17 protein-coding genes, 1 tRNA gene and 1 pseudogene are annotated in these 14,434 nt (G+C 61.0%); 9 read left to right on the top strand and 10 right to left on the bottom strand.

What is annotated here, in order from left to right; genetic code table 11:
- Positions 1–527: 527 nt before the first annotated feature.
- The 6 genes and pseudogenes from NJT13_RS07480 to NJT13_RS07455 all read right to left on the bottom strand — a co-directional run bounded on the left by NJT13_RS07480 (position 528) and on the right by NJT13_RS07455 (position 3,874).
- Positions 528–1,450, bottom strand: a pseudogene (locus NJT13_RS07480) (nucleotidyltransferase family protein).
- A gap of 215 nt (positions 1,451–1,665) precedes the next feature.
- Positions 1,666–2,514: a DUF8008 family protein gene (locus NJT13_RS07475; RefSeq protein WP_254524939.1), complete on the bottom strand. Its 849-nt coding sequence runs from the start codon at positions 2,512–2,514 to the stop codon at positions 1,666–1,668.
- Between the two features lie 79 nt (positions 2,515–2,593).
- The gene (locus tag NJT13_RS07470; RefSeq protein WP_254524938.1) at positions 2,594–3,130 is read right to left on the bottom strand and encodes a DUF8112 family protein; all 537 of its coding nucleotides are present in this window, start codon (positions 3,128–3,130) and stop codon (positions 2,594–2,596) included.
- Positions 3,127–3,315, bottom strand: coding sequence for a hypothetical protein (locus NJT13_RS07465; protein WP_254524937.1), 189 nt, complete (start codon positions 3,313–3,315; stop codon positions 3,127–3,129). The genes NJT13_RS07470 and NJT13_RS07465 overlap by 4 nt, the downstream gene beginning before the upstream one ends.
- On the bottom strand, positions 3,312–3,491 hold the full coding sequence (locus NJT13_RS07460) for a hypothetical protein (RefSeq protein ID WP_254524936.1): 180 nt from the start codon (positions 3,489–3,491) through the stop codon (positions 3,312–3,314). Before NJT13_RS07460 ends, NJT13_RS07465 begins: the two co-directional genes overlap by 4 nt.
- Positions 3,492–3,493: 2 nt before the next feature.
- A complete protein-coding gene (locus NJT13_RS07455; RefSeq protein ID WP_254524935.1) occupies positions 3,494–3,874 on the bottom strand; it encodes a hypothetical protein in 381 nt (126 codons plus the stop codon).
- Positions 3,875–4,059: 185 nt separating this feature from the next.
- Between NJT13_RS07455 and NJT13_RS07450 the strand changes: the two genes are divergently transcribed.
- From NJT13_RS07450 to NJT13_RS07440, 3 genes are all read left to right on the top strand, one after another.
- Positions 4,060–4,296, top strand: coding sequence for a helix-turn-helix domain-containing protein (locus NJT13_RS07450; RefSeq protein ID WP_254524934.1), 237 nt, complete (start codon positions 4,060–4,062; stop codon positions 4,294–4,296).
- 271 nt (positions 4,297–4,567) lie between these two features.
- A complete protein-coding gene (locus NJT13_RS07445; RefSeq protein ID WP_254524933.1) occupies positions 4,568–5,602 on the top strand; it encodes an ABC transporter ATP-binding protein in 1,035 nt (344 codons plus the stop codon).
- Positions 5,595–6,383 (top strand): ABC transporter permease subunit, encoded by a 789-nt coding sequence (locus NJT13_RS07440; protein WP_254524932.1) that lies wholly within the window; start codon positions 5,595–5,597, stop codon positions 6,381–6,383. The genes NJT13_RS07445 and NJT13_RS07440 overlap by 8 nt, the downstream gene beginning before the upstream one ends.
- A gap of 207 nt (positions 6,384–6,590) precedes the next feature.
- Here the strand turns inward: NJT13_RS07440 and NJT13_RS07435 are convergent, their stop codons facing one another.
- Positions 6,591–7,286, bottom strand: a complete 696-nt coding sequence (locus tag NJT13_RS07435) for a DUF7095 family protein (protein WP_254524931.1) — start codon at positions 7,284–7,286, stop codon at positions 6,591–6,593.
- Between the two features lie 188 nt (positions 7,287–7,474).
- On the opposite strand from NJT13_RS07435, the gene NJT13_RS07430 reads away from it, so the two are divergent.
- Together NJT13_RS07430 and ncsA are read left to right on the top strand one after the other, a co-directional pair.
- The gene (locus NJT13_RS07430; RefSeq protein WP_254524930.1) at positions 7,475–8,194 is read left to right on the top strand and encodes an alpha/beta hydrolase; all 720 of its coding nucleotides are present in this window, start codon (positions 7,475–7,477) and stop codon (positions 8,192–8,194) included.
- Between the two features lie 437 nt (positions 8,195–8,631).
- Positions 8,632–9,591 carry a tRNA 2-thiolation protein NcsA gene (gene ncsA, locus NJT13_RS07425; protein WP_254524929.1) on the top strand — a complete coding sequence of 320 codons (960 nt, stop codon included), beginning with the start codon at positions 8,632–8,634 and terminating at the stop codon, positions 9,589–9,591.
- A 200-nt stretch (positions 9,592–9,791) separates the two neighbouring features.
- Here the strand turns inward: ncsA and ftsZ are convergent, their stop codons facing one another.
- The 3 genes from ftsZ to NJT13_RS07410 form a co-directional block, all read right to left on the bottom strand.
- Entirely contained in the window at positions 9,792–10,979 is a 1,188-nt protein-coding gene (gene ftsZ / locus NJT13_RS07420; protein WP_254524928.1) for a cell division protein FtsZ, read from the bottom strand.
- A gap of 2 nt (positions 10,980–10,981) precedes the next feature.
- Positions 10,982–11,161, bottom strand: coding sequence for a ribbon-helix-helix domain-containing protein (locus NJT13_RS07415; protein ID WP_254524927.1), 180 nt, complete (start codon positions 11,159–11,161; stop codon positions 10,982–10,984).
- Between the two features lie 197 nt (positions 11,162–11,358).
- Positions 11,359–12,000: a ribbon-helix-helix protein, CopG family gene (locus NJT13_RS07410; protein ID WP_254524926.1), complete on the bottom strand. Its 642-nt coding sequence runs from the start codon at positions 11,998–12,000 to the stop codon at positions 11,359–11,361.
- A gap of 125 nt (positions 12,001–12,125) precedes the next feature.
- Between NJT13_RS07410 and NJT13_RS07405 the strand changes: the two genes are divergently transcribed.
- The 4 genes from NJT13_RS07405 to NJT13_RS07395 all read left to right on the top strand — a co-directional run bounded on the left by NJT13_RS07405 (position 12,126) and on the right by NJT13_RS07395 (position 14,424).
- A tRNA-Tyr gene (locus tag NJT13_RS07405) sits at positions 12,126–12,199 on the top strand.
- A 32-nt stretch (positions 12,200–12,231) separates the two neighbouring features.
- Positions 12,232–12,726 (top strand): HNH endonuclease, encoded by a 495-nt coding sequence (locus tag NJT13_RS23430; RefSeq protein WP_425499806.1) that lies wholly within the window; start codon positions 12,232–12,234, stop codon positions 12,724–12,726.
- A 50-nt stretch (positions 12,727–12,776) separates the two neighbouring features.
- The gene (locus NJT13_RS07400) at positions 12,777–13,349 is read left to right on the top strand and encodes a DUF8125 domain-containing protein (RefSeq protein WP_254524925.1); all 573 of its coding nucleotides are present in this window, start codon (positions 12,777–12,779) and stop codon (positions 13,347–13,349) included.
- A gap of 70 nt (positions 13,350–13,419) precedes the next feature.
- Complete coding sequence (locus NJT13_RS07395) at positions 13,420–14,424, top strand: hypothetical protein (RefSeq protein ID WP_254524924.1); 1,005 nt, start codon at positions 13,420–13,422, stop codon at positions 14,422–14,424.
- Positions 14,425–14,434 lie beyond the last annotated feature (10 nt).

Raw genomic sequence — 14,434 nt, 5'->3', positions numbered from 1 at the left:
CTGCTCATGGGTGTCTTGAGTCTGGATCTCGGTCACTATTCCGCATACACGAGAGTTCGTCGGCACTCGGGACAGACGTATGGAACTGGTGTGAAGGTTTCATCTGCGCGGATGCTGCTAAGAAACTTGTCGTCTGAAGCCGGAGAGACGATAGAGAGCGATCCTAAGGCGTCAGTTCCTTGCAGTTCCATTTGCTCTAACGGCTCCTGACAGTCCGGACACGTCTTTTCAGAGGGCATATGTATCACTATCCATACCGCTCTCAAAAATCGGTTGATTTGCCTTCTTACTCGAATTCACCTGTTCCGTCATATGACGATAGATTCGCAGGTGTAGTGAGCAGATGGTTCACTGGTTTCGACGTGAAACAAACGAAGTCGTGGTGCTGCATTGATGCTCTAAGTATTGCACGCCGTTACTGTCAGTTCACAGTTCAAATCTGCTACTGCACAGATGCTGATACTCACCAGTCGAAGGGTGAAACGTCACTAAGAAAACGCCAAGAAAAGTATCAGACTATCCGTACGTTAGTCCGATGACAACGCAGAACTGGTCGTGATCTCGAGTTCTGGCCCGAGTAGTACTCCGTCGAGCGAGTCGTCGTCGAGTTGCGTGTCCTCGCCGACGATCGTCCGCTCTAGGTCCGCGCCTTCGAGTGTCACACCAGGAAAGACAACCATATCCGCAACCGACGCATCAACGAGCGTCGCGCCGTTCATCACGTGGACGTTCTTACCAACCGAGGTGTTCTCGAGCGTTACACCATCCCCAATGTGTGACTCACCGTCTAGATGCCAGGCGACGGCATCGAGGTAACTCGCCGGCGTTCCGATGTCGAACCACGCACCTTCGAACGTATAGGCGTAGGTCGGTTCGCGGTCCTGCAGCCACTGGACGAACCCTGCGGGAAGGCATAGCAGGCGATCGAGACGAGCGTGCTCTTGGGATCGTCGGGTTTCTCCTGGAAGTCGACGACGCGGTCACCCTCGAGTTCGACGAGGCCGTAGGATTTCGCCTTTTCGCGTGAGCCGACGTCGTAGGCGGCGAGCGTCGGAGCGTCGCGCTCCTCGAAGGTATCGATGAACTCCGAGACGTCGAAGCTGATCAAGTTATCGCCGGCGATGACGAGCAGATCGTCGTCGATTCCCTCTCGGTCGACGAGCTGTGCGAGCGCACCGACGACGCCGAATTTTTCGTCTTCGTCGACTGTCTCCTCGATCGAGAGACTCGGCTTGTCGAACTCGCTGTCGGCGAGGTGCGCCTCGAAGTCGGGGGCGAACCGCTCGTTTGTACTGACGTAGACGTCGTCGATCCGATCGTCTGCCTCGAGTTCCGTGAAGATACGATCGATGACGGTCGACTCGCCAATTGGAAGGAACATCTTCGGCAACTCCTTCGTCAGCGGCCACATTCGCGTAGCAAACCCACCCGCGAGGACGACAGCGTTCATGCTGTGACATCCTGATAGTCATGTTTGAGTCGAGAGACACCTGATGTCCTCGGGGAACATGCTAAACCCCGTCTCGAGTTCGGACCGTCGTCGACCGATCGAACGAGAGACCAGCTAGTAACGAACCCACACGTACAACCGCGATCGCAGTGGGTCAGTCGTTTCGTGGACCTGAATGAGCCCGGTTGGGCGATGTTCTATCCCTATGGCTACACCTATCCGTGGACACCAGGCGTCTCTGTTGAGACCATCGTTTCAGTGGTCTCACCGGGTATCGAAGCATCCGTCTTCAACAGTACTCGTCGCTCGGTGTATGGCAGTCCGTTCTTTCGTTCGGTTTGCCTTCGAATGGCCAGCCGGTTCTTCGACAATTCGAGCAGCGCGTCGATCGTCCTCGAGACGAGTTTCTTCGCGTCGGCGTCGCTGACACCGCTCTCTTGCCGTCGGATCCAGTGTTTCATCTCGCCCGCTTTCACGTATTCACAGACACTCTTGCACCCCTTCTGCCAGGGATTATCGCCGACACTGGGATCAGTCCGTGCCCGCCAGAGTTTCGCGGCTAATCGAGCTGGGAGTGAGTTCGTCGACGAGCGAAGCATATCGTCGTCCATCTGTGCCAGTTGCTGGATCGGCAGGAGGTCGCCGTGGGCGAGCGCGACCGATCCACCCCGGTCGAGTGGATCATCCGAGTTGGGGATCCGCATGTAGGTATCGTCCTCCTTGGAGAATCGCTCGAGACGCTCGACACGGTCCACGAGCGAGTCGGGGTCGACGTGATCGGCGAGGAAATGCGCGCCTTTCTCGAGTTCCCGTGTCTGGAGTTCTGCAATGCGGTCTTTGTTCGCACCTGCTTTCTTCAGGGCTGCCTGTGCGACTGTCTCCAGGCGACTGTTCTCTTCCTCGAGAGCGTCGATCTGTTCGTTCTGTGCGTCGATCTGGTCAGTCTGGTGGGAGACGGTCTCTCGAAGGGCATCGTTCTCATTTTCGAGATCGTCGATACGAGCCTCGAACTGTGCAAGTTGGTCGTGAATCGATGCGTCGCTGTTGGAACTGGGTGGTGTCATCGGGAATCGGGAATTGGGAAGTGGAAGACGTGGGGATTGGTCGCCAGAACGGAGCTCGAGTTCGGCGGCCAACCAGAAGCTACAGCGCTCCCGCTATCGTGACGGGTGGACTGTCCGTCTCGAGCGCACGGCGATTGCCGCCGGCGTTGCCACCGGTGGCTGGCCGTTCGTGAAGGGAGCACCATTCCGGGAGGCGATGCGAGAGGAGAGAGTGGTGCTCAGGCGGTGGCCACGACCGTCGGCTCGACGAGGATCGTCCAGTGTGTCTGCCTGGCCATCGCGAGCCCGAGTCGGCCTCGAGGAGGACGTCGTCTCGACCTGGTGCCGTCTCCGTTAGATCAGTGGGAGCGCAGCCGGCACAGTAGACGGCCGCGATCGTGTAGGTGGGCTCGTCGGAGTACCGGCAGGCTCGAGCGCTTACCGGACGACCTTCGTAGAGGCAGTCACCGCAGTCGTCGCAGGGGACGGTCTCGCCTGCAGCGATGCGGGCGCCCTCGAACTGTTGCTCTATGAGATACTGATGGTGGGTCTCGGTCGACGTCTGCTGTAGATGGTCGGTCGGCCGCCGGTCGGGATCGTCACAGACCGACGCCAGCCAGCCGGAGGAGTCCGTCATTGGTCGTCCTCCGTAGAATAGGAGTCGTCAGCTTCGAGGCGCTTGTACACCTCGATCGTCTCCTCGATATTCTTCATCGCCGGCTCGAGCGACAGCGGCTCGATTATCTCCCCCTCGAGCATCCACACGTCTGCGAGGACCTCCTCGAGACGGACGCGGATCGGATGCTCTGGTCCTGACGTCATGCTTCGACCTCCGGGTTCGATTCAGCAGTGCTGTTCTCGTTGAATGAGGGAGTGGAATCGTTTGTCTCTGGATCGGCGACTGCTTTCGCGTCTGCTAAGAGGTGGGTTTGGCGTGCAGCTTTGTGCTCGAGTTGCTCGCTGCGGAGGCTCCGGTGGCGGTCTCTGGCGGCTGACATGCTCAGCGCACCTCCTCGAGGATGTTCTGTGCGTGGTCAGCTGCGGAGACTGGTCGGTCGGTCCAGCCGCCACACTCCTGGTCGATGAACTGAATCCATCGTCGGAGGTCCTCGCCACCTTCACCCAGTGGGCCGAGCTCGATGGCCTCGGTGTGCAGGATTGGGTTCTGGAATGAGAACACTGGGACGGCACCGGAATCGTCACGGTCGGCTCGAGAGTTCGTGACGACGATGCGTTCGTGTTTTCGGTCGACGTGGTGGTGTCGGCCGTTGGTGTCTTCGCCGATGTAGCCGTAGTTCCACGAGCGGCGCTCGAGGACGACATCGTCGGTCTGTGCACGTTCAGTCGAAACGGTTTCATCTGTTGGGTGTTGTACACTCATACGCTGGTTTCCTGCCAGCACGGGAGGTCGGTGCACTAACACCGGCCTCAGATTTTCCGAGGCGTCCCGTGCTCAGTTACACCTCTATTCGCCAGCCTATTAATCTTAACTATTCGTAAATGCTATTCGTACAACTACCAATAAAGATGGGTGGTAGCGCGAGAAACTAAACACGGGGACTATGAATGGAACACCAAGAAATGGGACTGCGGATCGACGAGACGACGGACGACGTTCTCGATGTATTGGCACAACACGGGTACGCAACGACGGGGATGCTCGTTGATGAAACGGGCTACTCGAGACCGACCGTCACGAAGCGCCTCGACCGGCTCTACGCCGCCGAAAAGATCGAGTACGTACACGAGCCGACAGCACTGTGGCGGCTCGTCGAAGATCCGCGCGGGGAAGGTGGACGATAAATAGATAGCAGTCCGTCGACATCGGCCTTCGCCTCGAGCGGCATCGTGTCGCTTGCCACCGTCGCTCTCGTGTGGCTGTCCGCGTTCCAGGCCGGACGCTCACGGGTCGGTGACTGAAATACTATCGTCGGTCGGAACACGGACTCCGCCCGCGTGACCCCTGTCGGACGGCTTCGCCCGGTTCGTTCTCTCCCGGGGAACTCGTCGGCTCCGGCTCCCACGCCGTGGTAAAAACCATCACATCAAAGGTATCACGCCGTCAATACGACGTATGGGTGCGATCGAACTCGAGGGACTCACGAAAGATTACGGCGAGGTCCTCGCCAACGACGGAATTTCGTTCGACGTAGAACGCGGCGAAATCTTCGGGTATCTCGGACCGAACGGAGCCGGGAAGACGACGACGATCCGTACGCTGCTCGGGTTAATCTCGCCGACCGCCGGGACCGCGCGGCTGTTGGGACACGAGATAACCGACGAGCGCCAACTCCTCGAAGCCAAACGCGACCTCGGGTATCTGCCCGATAATCTGGCGTTCGACGAAACGGCGACCGGCCGTGAGATCCTCGACCTCCACGCGTCGATCAAGGGTGACGAACGAAGCGAGGAACTGCTCGAACTGTTCGAGCCGCCGTTGGATCGCGAAATTCGGGATTACTCCTCGGGGAACGTCCAGAAACTCGGACTCGTGACGACGTTCATGCACGATCCCGAGCTGGTGATCTTAGACGAGCCGACGAGCGGGCTGGATCCGCTGTTACAACAGCGTTTTATGGAGTTCGTTCGCGCCGAACGAGAAGCGGGCGTGACCGTGTTCTTCTCTTCGCACATTCTGAGCGAGGTGCGTCGACTGTGCGACAGGGTCGGAATCATCCGGAACGGCCGACTCGTCACGGTCGAACCCGTCGAGTCGCTGCTGGATCGAAGCGGAAAGGTCGTCCGCCTGGACGCCGCCGAGCCGATTTCCCCCGACGACCTCGCGATCGCTGGTGTTCACGATGTCGAGCGCCACGCCGCTTCCGGATCGGACGCGACGGCGGATGGTGAATCCGAACGGGACGGAACGGGGAGTGGCGAGCCTGGGACGCCGGAGACCGAATACACGGTTACGTTCACGTTCACCGGCGACGTGAACGTCCTCCTCGAGCAGCTTCGGGAGCATCGGCTACACGATCTCTCGATCGAGGAAGCGCCGCTCGAGGACGTTTTCATGCGGTTCTACGGCGAGAACGATTCGGTGGGCGAATCGACGGGATCGGATCCCGTCGCTGCCGGCACCAGTGTCGGGGGTGGCGACGATGTTTGAGCTGACTCGATACGACGGTCGCCGTCGGGTCCGGGGAAGTGTCTATCTCTCGATCGGGCTCTCCTTGCTCGCGGCGATGGTCATTTGGGTCTACCCGTCGTTTCGGACCGAAATCGATCTGGAACAGTTGATCTCGGCCTATCCCGAGCCGATCCTGCAGGTGATGGGCATTCAGACGATGGCGAGTCTGGGCGGGTTTCTCTCCTTCGAACTCTATACGTTCGGTTGGGTGATCCTGCTCGGACTCTACCTGGCCTACAGCACCGCGGGGACGATCGCCGAGGACGTCGACCGCGGCCGAATGGACGTCCTCCTGGCGATGCCGATCTCTCGAAAACGCCTCATCGGCGAGCGGTTCGCCGCGGTGTCCGTCACGGTCGTCGTCGCGAACATCCTCCCGCCGATCGTCGTCTACGTCGGTGCCGAACTCATCAACGAGCCGCTGGCCGCGGCGGACGTCCTCGCGGTCCACCTATTTTCGATCCCGTACCTCTTTGCCTGTGCGGGAATCGGCCTGCTCGCATCGGTCGCATTCGACCGGGCGGGGGTCGCCCAGCGAGTCGCCCTCGGCGTCACGTTCGCACTGTTTCTGTCCGAATCGCTCCTGACCGGAACCGACGCCGAGATCGTCGGCGCCGTGGCTCCGATGCGGTACTACGATCCAAACGCGGTCCTGCTCGAGGGAAGTTACGATTTCGCCGGTGCGGGGATCCTCGTCGCGATGACCCTCGTGTTCCTCGTCGCTGCGCAGCTGTGGTTCGCACGAATCGACATCGACTGATCGATGCGGTTTCGGTCGAGAACCGCCGTTTCTCGCCGCCTCGTCGTCGCGATATATCGAGTTCTCGAGGACCGTCTCTTGCGGTCGATACCACGACGCTCGCGGCGAGGATCCCACGACGCTCGTGGCGGGAATCGAAGACGCAGGGGAGGCGGGTAGCGATGAACGAGACAGAATCGGCTCGACGGATCCCACAACCGATCGGCCCTAGACGACGTCGCCGCGCACCGTCACACCGTCCTGGCGCTCGCGCCAGGCGTGTAGTTCCCGGGCCGCCGTTTCGGCCTCGTCGTCGTCCATCCCAAGCATCTCGAGGGCCGCAGACAGCGTCGGGAGGGCGAGTTCGCTCTCCCGGAGCTTGCGAAACGCCTCGTCGCTTCTGATACCGTCCGCCCAGAGACAGACCCCGCGCGGGTCGAGCAACTGGGTGTAGTCCTCGCGCGCTCGCGCGCCGCGGAGCCGCTGTGTGACGTTGTCTTCGAACGACGAGTTACAGACTTCGAGATGGATCGGTTCGTCGTTCCCCAGGAGGTGGGCCGCGAGACACCGTTCGGGGGCGGCGTGGCCGTTTTCGTTGGCCCTGAGGTGGTGTGGATATTCGGCTGCCCAGTCCGCCCTGACGGACTTGCCGACGCCCCGAACACCGTGAGACTCGCGGAAGCGAGCGTCCGGGTCGGCTTCGTCCCGGTCACCGTCGGTGCGCGAGGGGGTCGATTCGCTATCGTCGCGTACGAGAACGTCCTTGGTGAGGTACACGTCCAGCCGCTCGACCGGATCGAGCCCGAGCGCGACGTCACCGACGGCCCACACCTCGCGGACGGGCACCGGCATTCGCTCGTCCTCGACGGTGTCCACGAGCTGCTCGAGACGGTCGACCGCGTCGGTCCGGTCGATTCCACTCATCGGTCCGACTTGGGACTCGACGCGCAAAGTCGTTTCTCAGCTCACCCGAGTCGCGGACCGACCCCCTTCGACCGCGCCCGGACCCGCTCGAGCGGGATCGGTTCGCGGGATCGACCGCACGGAGACGCTGGTGTCGGCGCCACTGTCGGGAGATCAGGTTTTTATCCGTTCCCGGCGAACGGAATCCTATGCGACACCGGATCTTCAACGAGGACGGCGACGAGGAACTCGTGTTCGTCATGGGCTGGGGAAACCGCTGGACCCACGAGAACGTCAGCTGGCTCATCGGACAGCTGACGGGTGCCGACTACCGTGTCCACGCGTTCGAACTGCCGACGAACATCGACGACTTCAAAGCCGACTGGCTCGAGCCGATCGCGGAGTACGTCCGGGACCTCGATGAGTACCAGTTGCTGGGCCACAGCGCCGGCTCCCTCGTGGGGCAGGCCCTCGACGGTGCGGACAACCACGTGTACCTGAGTCCGTGGTGGGGGTACAGCGACGCCTACCCCGGGCCGATTCTGGACGCGGTGTCGACGATTCCGACCACGTTCCCGTGGGTTCCGCTCGGCGATCTGGACAGAGATGCACTCGGCCCGCGGGCGACTGACCACCAGATAGAGACGACGCCGTCGTGGATCTCGCCGGCGTTCATCCGGGAAACTCGCCGCGCACAGCGCGAGCTGCTGACGATCGATCACGACGCCGTCGTCTTCTGCTCGCTTCGCGATCCGGTCGTTAGCCTCCGTCCCATCGGCGAGCGGGTCCCCGCGGAACACGTCGTCCTGTACGACGGCGGTCACGAACTGTTCTCCGCCGCGGATCGCGACCGGTACGTGGACCTCCTGCTAGCCGCTATCGAAGAGGGGTCTGACGCCGTCGAGGAGCGTCCGACAGTCCCGGCTTGAGGCGTTGCGCCGGGGTCGACGAGTATCGATTCGGTCCCGACGCCCTCGAAGACGCCAGCCGGGTCCACGGTCCGATCGAGTAGATATACCGCGAGTCGCTCGTCGCCGACGTCCTCGGTCTCCGCCGTTCTCTCCGTGGGCTCGAGCGGGGCGAACTGCCAGACGTCACCTTCGTCACCGAGAAAGCGCGGCTGGCGCGACGTCCCGTCTCGTTCGGGTGGGCCACCCGGTCGACACCGTCGCCGAAGTCGTCGAGCCGAAACTCCGACGCCCGCGACCGCTCGAAGGACGTCGCGTGTCGTCGTTCTGCGGGCCGGTAGACGTCCCAATCGATGGGATCCCGGGGCCTGCCACGCCAGTTCCGAGCGACGGTGTGACGACGATCAGGGGGTAAAAAGACGAAACGGACATACGCGTTCGACCGCAACGTCACCGCGATGGACTGCAACCGGTGCGACGAGGAGGCGATTATGCACGCCGCCTACTCGGGGGCACACCTCTGTGGCGATCACTTCCGCGAGTCGGTCGAAAAGCGTGTTCGCCGCCGGATCCGACGGGACGATCTCGTCCCGCACGACGCGACTCCAGAGGACCCCCAGACGTGGGTGATCGGCCTCTCGGGGGGCAAGGATAGCGTCGTCCTCACCCAGATTCTCCACGAGACCTTCGCCGAGGATCCCCGCATCGAACTCGTCGGCCTGACGATCCACGAAGGCATCGAGGGATACCGGGACAAATCGGTCGACGCGTGCGTCGAACTCAGCGAGGAGTTGGGAATCCGCCACGAACTCGTCAGCTACGAGGACGAGTTCGGCGTCCGAATGGACGACGTCGTCGAGGACGACCCGGAAAACATGGCCGCCTGCGCCTACTGCGGCGTCTTTCGGCGGGATCTGCTTTCGAACTACGCCACCGAACTCGACGCCGACCTCCTGCTGACGGGCCACAACCTGGACGACGAAGCCCAGACCGCGCTGATGAACGTCCTCGAGGGCGACGTCGAACAGATCGCGAAACACTTCGACGCCAGTCTCGGGCCGCTTTCGGCCCGCGAGGACCAGGACGAGTTCGTCCCGCGCGCGAAACCGCTGCGCGACGTCCCCGAGAAAGAAGTCGCCCTCTACGCCCACGTTAACGATCTCCCCGCACACATCACCGAGTGCCCCCACGCGAGCGAGGCGTATCGCGGCGAGATACAGCAACTCCTCTACGGACTGGAGGAAAACCACCCCGGAACGCGCCACTCGATCCTTTCGGGGTACGAAGAACTGGCCGAAATTGCGGCCGAACGCTACGCCGGCGACGACGGCGCCGACCTCAGAGAGTGCGTCGAGTGCGGTTCGACCACTACTCGAGACGTCTGTCGAAAGTGTTCGCTACTCGAGTCACTCGTCTGAATTACCGTTCGGAATATCTCCGATTAGAGTGCGTTTACGCGCCGTTTTCGCACGCTGGTGCATTTCGATACCGTCGCCGTCCGACGCGACGGCTGTGCCTTTTTTCGGACCGTCTCCCTGCGGCACCCGCTGTATCGGTTGTTCCTCGTCAGCGGCAGAAAAGCGGGTTGTTCGAGCAGTTCGCTCGAGTGCCTCCGCGGTTATCGGATGACGTCGACGCCGTTCTGTTGTTCGACTTTGTCGCGACCGCCGTCACTCTGTGCGCCGAACCCGGACCGCTGACCTTCGACGTTGTTGCTCGCGTCGAAGTCGGCATCGTTCAGCCCTTCGATGCTCGCGCGGGACTTGTCCGCTTGCTTCTGCGTCGTCGGCCCGAGGACCTGGGCACTCTGGACGCCGGTCATGATCGCCATGACGCGGACTTTGCCCTTGTAGTTCTCCTGAATCCGGGCGCCCCAGATCACGTTTGCACTGGCCTCGAGACGCTCGGTGATGTTGTCGGCGATGCCCTCGGCCTCTTTCAGCGTGAGGTCGGGGCCGCCGGTGATGTGGACGAGCCCGCCCGAGGCGCCGCGGTAATCGACGTCTAGAAGCGGGTGGTTCATCGCGTCCTTGACGACTTCGTCTGTCTTGTTCTTGTCCTGGGTCTCGCCGACCAACATGACGGCGACGCCGCCCTGGTTCATAATGGTGGACATGTCGGCGTAGTCCAGGTTGATTAGCGACGGCTGGGTGATCGTCTCCGAGATCCCCTTGACGGTTTCGGCGATGATCTGGTCCATCACCGAGAACGCCTTTCCGATTGGCAGATTCGGGACGTAATCGAGCAGTCGGTTGTTGTCCAACACGATGATCGAGTCGGCCTGCTCGCGCAACTTCTCGAGGCCTTCCTCGGCTTTGACCGTGCGGGCACGTTCGACGTTAAACGGCGTCGAGACCATGCCGACGACGATGGCACCCTGCTCTTTAGCGATTTTCGAGACGACGGGGGCTGCACCCGTCCCGGTGCCACCGCCCATTCCGGCGGTCACGAACACGAGGTCTGCGTCGCCGAGTACCTCTTTGATCGTGCTCTGGGCCATCTCGGTGGCGCGCTCGCCCATCGACGGGTCGCCGCCAGCACCGAGCCCGTTCGTGAGCGATTTGCCCACGAGGATCTTCGTGTTGGCCTCGATCATCTTGAGGTGCTGCTTGTCCGTGTTGATCGCCACGGTGTCGGCGCCGTCGACGCCGATGTTGTACAGTCGATTGATCGTATTGTTTCCGGCGCCGCCGCAACCGACGATGACGATTCGGGGGTCCCCGAACTCGTCGCCGTCCATCGAGACGTCCATCTCCCGGGCCTCTTCCTCCGCGTTGTCTAAGGCATCTTGAACGATATCCTGCATCGTTATACCTTGGCCCAGTTACGTTTGCCGGACTGCTCGTTCGGTCCGTCCTGTTGATCGTTGACCATCTCACGGACGGCCGACCGGATCGCTTCGCTCCGGTTCGGGAACTCGCCCGAGTCGACTAACTGTTCGACTTCTTCGATCTGCTGTTTCGGGATTCGCAGTGTCACACGCTCCATTGTTGTATTCCCCGTTGGGGGTAAGACGGAGGCGCGCCCCTGTCAGACGCGGCGTGTCTTACGTCCGAACCACCCGACGTCGGGCGATTTCCCGTCCTGTCGACGGGTGTAAGACAATCCGTCTTACGCGACTAAGGCGATGTTTGGCTTAGATAATAAAACTTTCGTCCAAAGTGACTTTCCGCGTCTTACACTGGTCAGTACTGCGTCCCGTCAGACTCGAGAACGTCCGCTGCTGGCGTTCGTCGGCCACAGCCTGGACAGAAAGACCAGTCGGAGCGAATCTCGTCGCCGCAGTCACAGAACAGCCGCCGCGAGGCTTTTTCACCGCAGTTGGGACAGTATACGTGGTTCCCGCTGAGGTGGTCGCCACACTGATTACACTGCCGGTCTCCTTCGCGGTCGCGGATCTGCGTCCCCGTCTGGTCCCGTGGTCGGGCCGCCGGTCGGTCACCGTCCGCCGATTCACCGGCGCTGACACGGGAACTCTCTGCACGCTCTGCCGATCGGACGGCTGCCCCCTCGAGCGAAACCGTGACGTTTACGTCCTGGGGTTCGGGCGACGAAACCGCATCGCGTCCGCCCGCGTTCGCGCGCTCTGGTCCAAGCGCGGTTCCGCGCAGTTGCTCTGCCAACCGTTCGTCGACCAGTTCTCGAACCAGTTTCTCTATCTCGCTCTCCCGATCACGATCCAGCCCCGAATTCGTCTCGTCGTTTCCGGTTCCGTCCTCCTCGAGATACGATCGGAGGGCGTCTCGCATCGCTTCGCTCTTGGAAGCGTCGAGGGCCTCGAGTTGTTCGACGAGGTCGTCATCGGCGCGGAACGTGATCTTGCTCATAGCCGGAGTACTTCCGTGTTATAAGCCCACCTATATCAATCATTCTGCCGTTCGCGATCGCTTACACGTTTCGCCCAATTCGAATAATAACCCTTATGTCCCCTTCGGGGGCTACGATTTATTGCCCGCCCTTAGCTCAGACTGGTAGAGCAGTCGACTGTAGATCGACTTGTCCCCCGTTCAAATCGGGGAGGGCGGACCTGGATTCTCGCCGAAGTGCAGTTGAATCGGATGGTGGCGCATTCGCCACTAAGGGGCACTCTACTGCCGATTTTGGTTTTTCGAATTGGGGCGCAAAATCTGGTGTGGAACTGGTTTCCAGTGCCGGGCCCACGCTCGCGCGCGAATTTCGTAGCGAATGGTGGGGTGGTCGGCGTGATCGTCGGCCCGCGGATCGAGTTCGATCCCGATCACTACCCCCGCATTCGCGTCTGGGATTCGCGAGCCGGCCACGATAGGTATGTCTACCTCCACCGGCTGACGGCATTCGCGCACGGAGAAATCGATTCTCTGTGGTCTGAGTACCACGTCCATCACGTCGACGAGGATCGATGGAACAACTCGCCCGACAACCTCGAGAGACGAAAGCCCCCTGAACACGCAGATTACCACCTCAACTGGGTGTTCTCTCGTGAATCCGTTCGAGAGGACGTACTACACTCGCTACTTCAGCTATCGGTGTCGTCACCCGTGGTGTCGGACACAGTGTATCAATCGGTCCGATGAGCTGGCGACCTGGGCCGGTGTTTGCAAAGATCACGTCGACCTCCCTACCCGTGGCGTCGATCGTCGGCGATCGCCTCATGTCGTGGGTTCCCGAACCGACGCACATCTGGCTCGTCGACGTCGACGCACGGATCGTCGACGGCGCGGTTTACCGATTCCCACAGACGGACTGGTCGGAACTCGAGGTGACCGACGGCTCGCTCGAGCAGTGGGGACCGATCCTCTACGCCGGCAGTAACGTCGATCTCGAGACGATGACCGTCGAAGGGACGTGGCGCGGAACGATGGACGACCGGCAGTTGATCGCCTCGCTTCAGGCAGTGTACGAGTGCCGCAACATGCTCGAGGAGGATGCGAAGAAAGCCTTCGCGATAGAGAATACTCTCTGGTCCATCGTCCGCACGGCCTCGAAGGATGCTGTCGCGTCCGTCATCAAAACGTTCGAGAAAGGATCGCTCCCCGACGAGGGCGACGGACTGGACGACTCGATCAACAATGCGCTCGATCAGTTCGGCCTCGAGCGACGGTACAGCTCCGACGGTGATGCGCTCGAGGAGCTGGACGTTGACCTGGAGGAACTCGGCGACGTCCTCGAGGCGGCCGATCACGATCTCGACGACTAGGACGAACCGAGCGGTGAACAACCCGAGGGGCGGTCCGATCGGAGCGGACTCCCCGCGCTGACAGCTGACGATGACTGATATTGACGAGAACCTTCTGACACTGGCGAAGCTTCGCGAACAGATCACCGGCGACCTCGAGGGCGAAAATCGGATCAAGTCCCATGCTGGTATCGTCGAGAGCGGTCGCGATCGTCGCTCGCTCAGTTTCGTCGACGACGTGGTTTCCGAGCGTGACGATCTCGACGGAACCGCGTTCGCCGATACCGATCTCGGTGGCGTTCTGTATCCGAATTTCCTCACTGACGCAGCATCTCGAGCGGTTGACACTGGCGATGCGTCGCTCGCGAGCTATCTCGTCGGTGTGACCGAACAGGAGTTCGACGGTTCGAACATGACTGTCGCGCTGCGGCTCCTCGAAGAACTCCACAACAACGGTGCTCCGGCGTTCGTGGCCGGTGCAGGTAATCCGGAGACGGGGAAGACGAACACGATGTACAAGCTCGTCGAACTGACCGATCGCGCGTTCGAGTTGATCGATGATTTCCCTGACGAACTCATGGTGATCTCGAACTCTCGATCGTGGGAACGAACCGATGAGGTCTGTACCTCGGCTCACGATCTCGCTGTTACCTGCCTTCGCCATCGAACGAAACCGAAGTTCATCGTCATCGACGAGTCGTCGACGCACTTCGACACGCGTACGTACAACTACGAGGTTGCGAATCAGTGGACTCCGTTGGCAAAGCGCTTCGCGAAGATCGGCGTCTACGCCTGCGGGAACATCTCCCATTCCGGCCGAGACTATCACCCAGAAGGAAAGCGCCTCACGACGCTGGCGTTCTGGAAGGAAGAGAAATCTGAAGCGGAGTTCTTCCAGGAATGGGGTGCTGATGCTGATCGACCGTCCGATCCGTTGTTCCCTGATTCGGTGAAGAAATTCGAAAAGTACGACGGCTATGACCCTGACGACTCAGCACCGTGGGCATGGAATCTTGAATCCGGACTCTTTCAGAAGGACGTCGATTGGCACGAACTGCTCGATCTCCTCGAGGAGTCTAGTCCAAAAGAGAGTTGAATAGCTCTGT

Source organism: Natrinema caseinilyticum (assembly GCF_024227435.1).
GTDB classification, from domain to species: Archaea; Halobacteriota; Halobacteria; order Halobacteriales; family Natrialbaceae; genus Natrinema; species Natrinema caseinilyticum.
Note: the sequence above shows the minus strand (reverse complement) of the source record. Positions and strands in the feature narration are given on the sequence as shown.

Coding starts and splice junctions, on each gene's coding strand:
- NJT13_RS07475 (WP_254524939.1), bottom strand. CDS start 2,514: ATGACACCACCCAGTTCCAACAGCGACGCATCGATTCACGACCAACTT.
- NJT13_RS07470 (WP_254524938.1), bottom strand. CDS start 3,130: ATGACGGACTCCTCCGGCTGGCTGGCGTCGGTCTGTGACGATCCCGAC.
- NJT13_RS07465 (WP_254524937.1), bottom strand. CDS start 3,315: ATGACGTCAGGACCAGAGCATCCGATCCGCGTCCGTCTCGAGGAGGTC.
- NJT13_RS07460 (WP_254524936.1), bottom strand. CDS start 3,491: ATGTCAGCCGCCAGAGACCGCCACCGGAGCCTCCGCAGCGAGCAACTC.
- NJT13_RS07455 (WP_254524935.1), bottom strand. CDS start 3,874: ATGAGTGTACAACACCCAACAGATGAAACCGTTTCGACTGAACGTGCA.
- NJT13_RS07450 (WP_254524934.1), top strand. CDS start 4,060: ATGGAACACCAAGAAATGGGACTGCGGATCGACGAGACGACGGACGAC.
- NJT13_RS07445 (WP_254524933.1), top strand. CDS start 4,568: ATGGGTGCGATCGAACTCGAGGGACTCACGAAAGATTACGGCGAGGTC.
- NJT13_RS07440 (WP_254524932.1), top strand. CDS start 5,595: ATGTTTGAGCTGACTCGATACGACGGTCGCCGTCGGGTCCGGGGAAGT.
- NJT13_RS07435 (WP_254524931.1), bottom strand. CDS start 7,286: ATGAGTGGAATCGACCGGACCGACGCGGTCGACCGTCTCGAGCAGCTC.
- NJT13_RS07430 (WP_254524930.1), top strand. CDS start 7,475: ATGCGACACCGGATCTTCAACGAGGACGGCGACGAGGAACTCGTGTTC.
- ncsA (WP_254524929.1), top strand. CDS start 8,632: ATGGACTGCAACCGGTGCGACGAGGAGGCGATTATGCACGCCGCCTAC.
- ftsZ (WP_254524928.1), bottom strand. CDS start 10,979: ATGCAGGATATCGTTCAAGATGCCTTAGACAACGCGGAGGAAGAGGCC.
- NJT13_RS07415 (WP_254524927.1), bottom strand. CDS start 11,161: ATGGAGCGTGTGACACTGCGAATCCCGAAACAGCAGATCGAAGAAGTC.
- NJT13_RS07410 (WP_254524926.1), bottom strand. CDS start 12,000: ATGAGCAAGATCACGTTCCGCGCCGATGACGACCTCGTCGAACAACTC.
- NJT13_RS23430 (WP_425499806.1), top strand. CDS start 12,232: ATGGTGGCGCATTCGCCACTAAGGGGCACTCTACTGCCGATTTTGGTT.
- NJT13_RS07395 (WP_254524924.1), top strand. CDS start 13,420: ATGACTGATATTGACGAGAACCTTCTGACACTGGCGAAGCTTCGCGAA.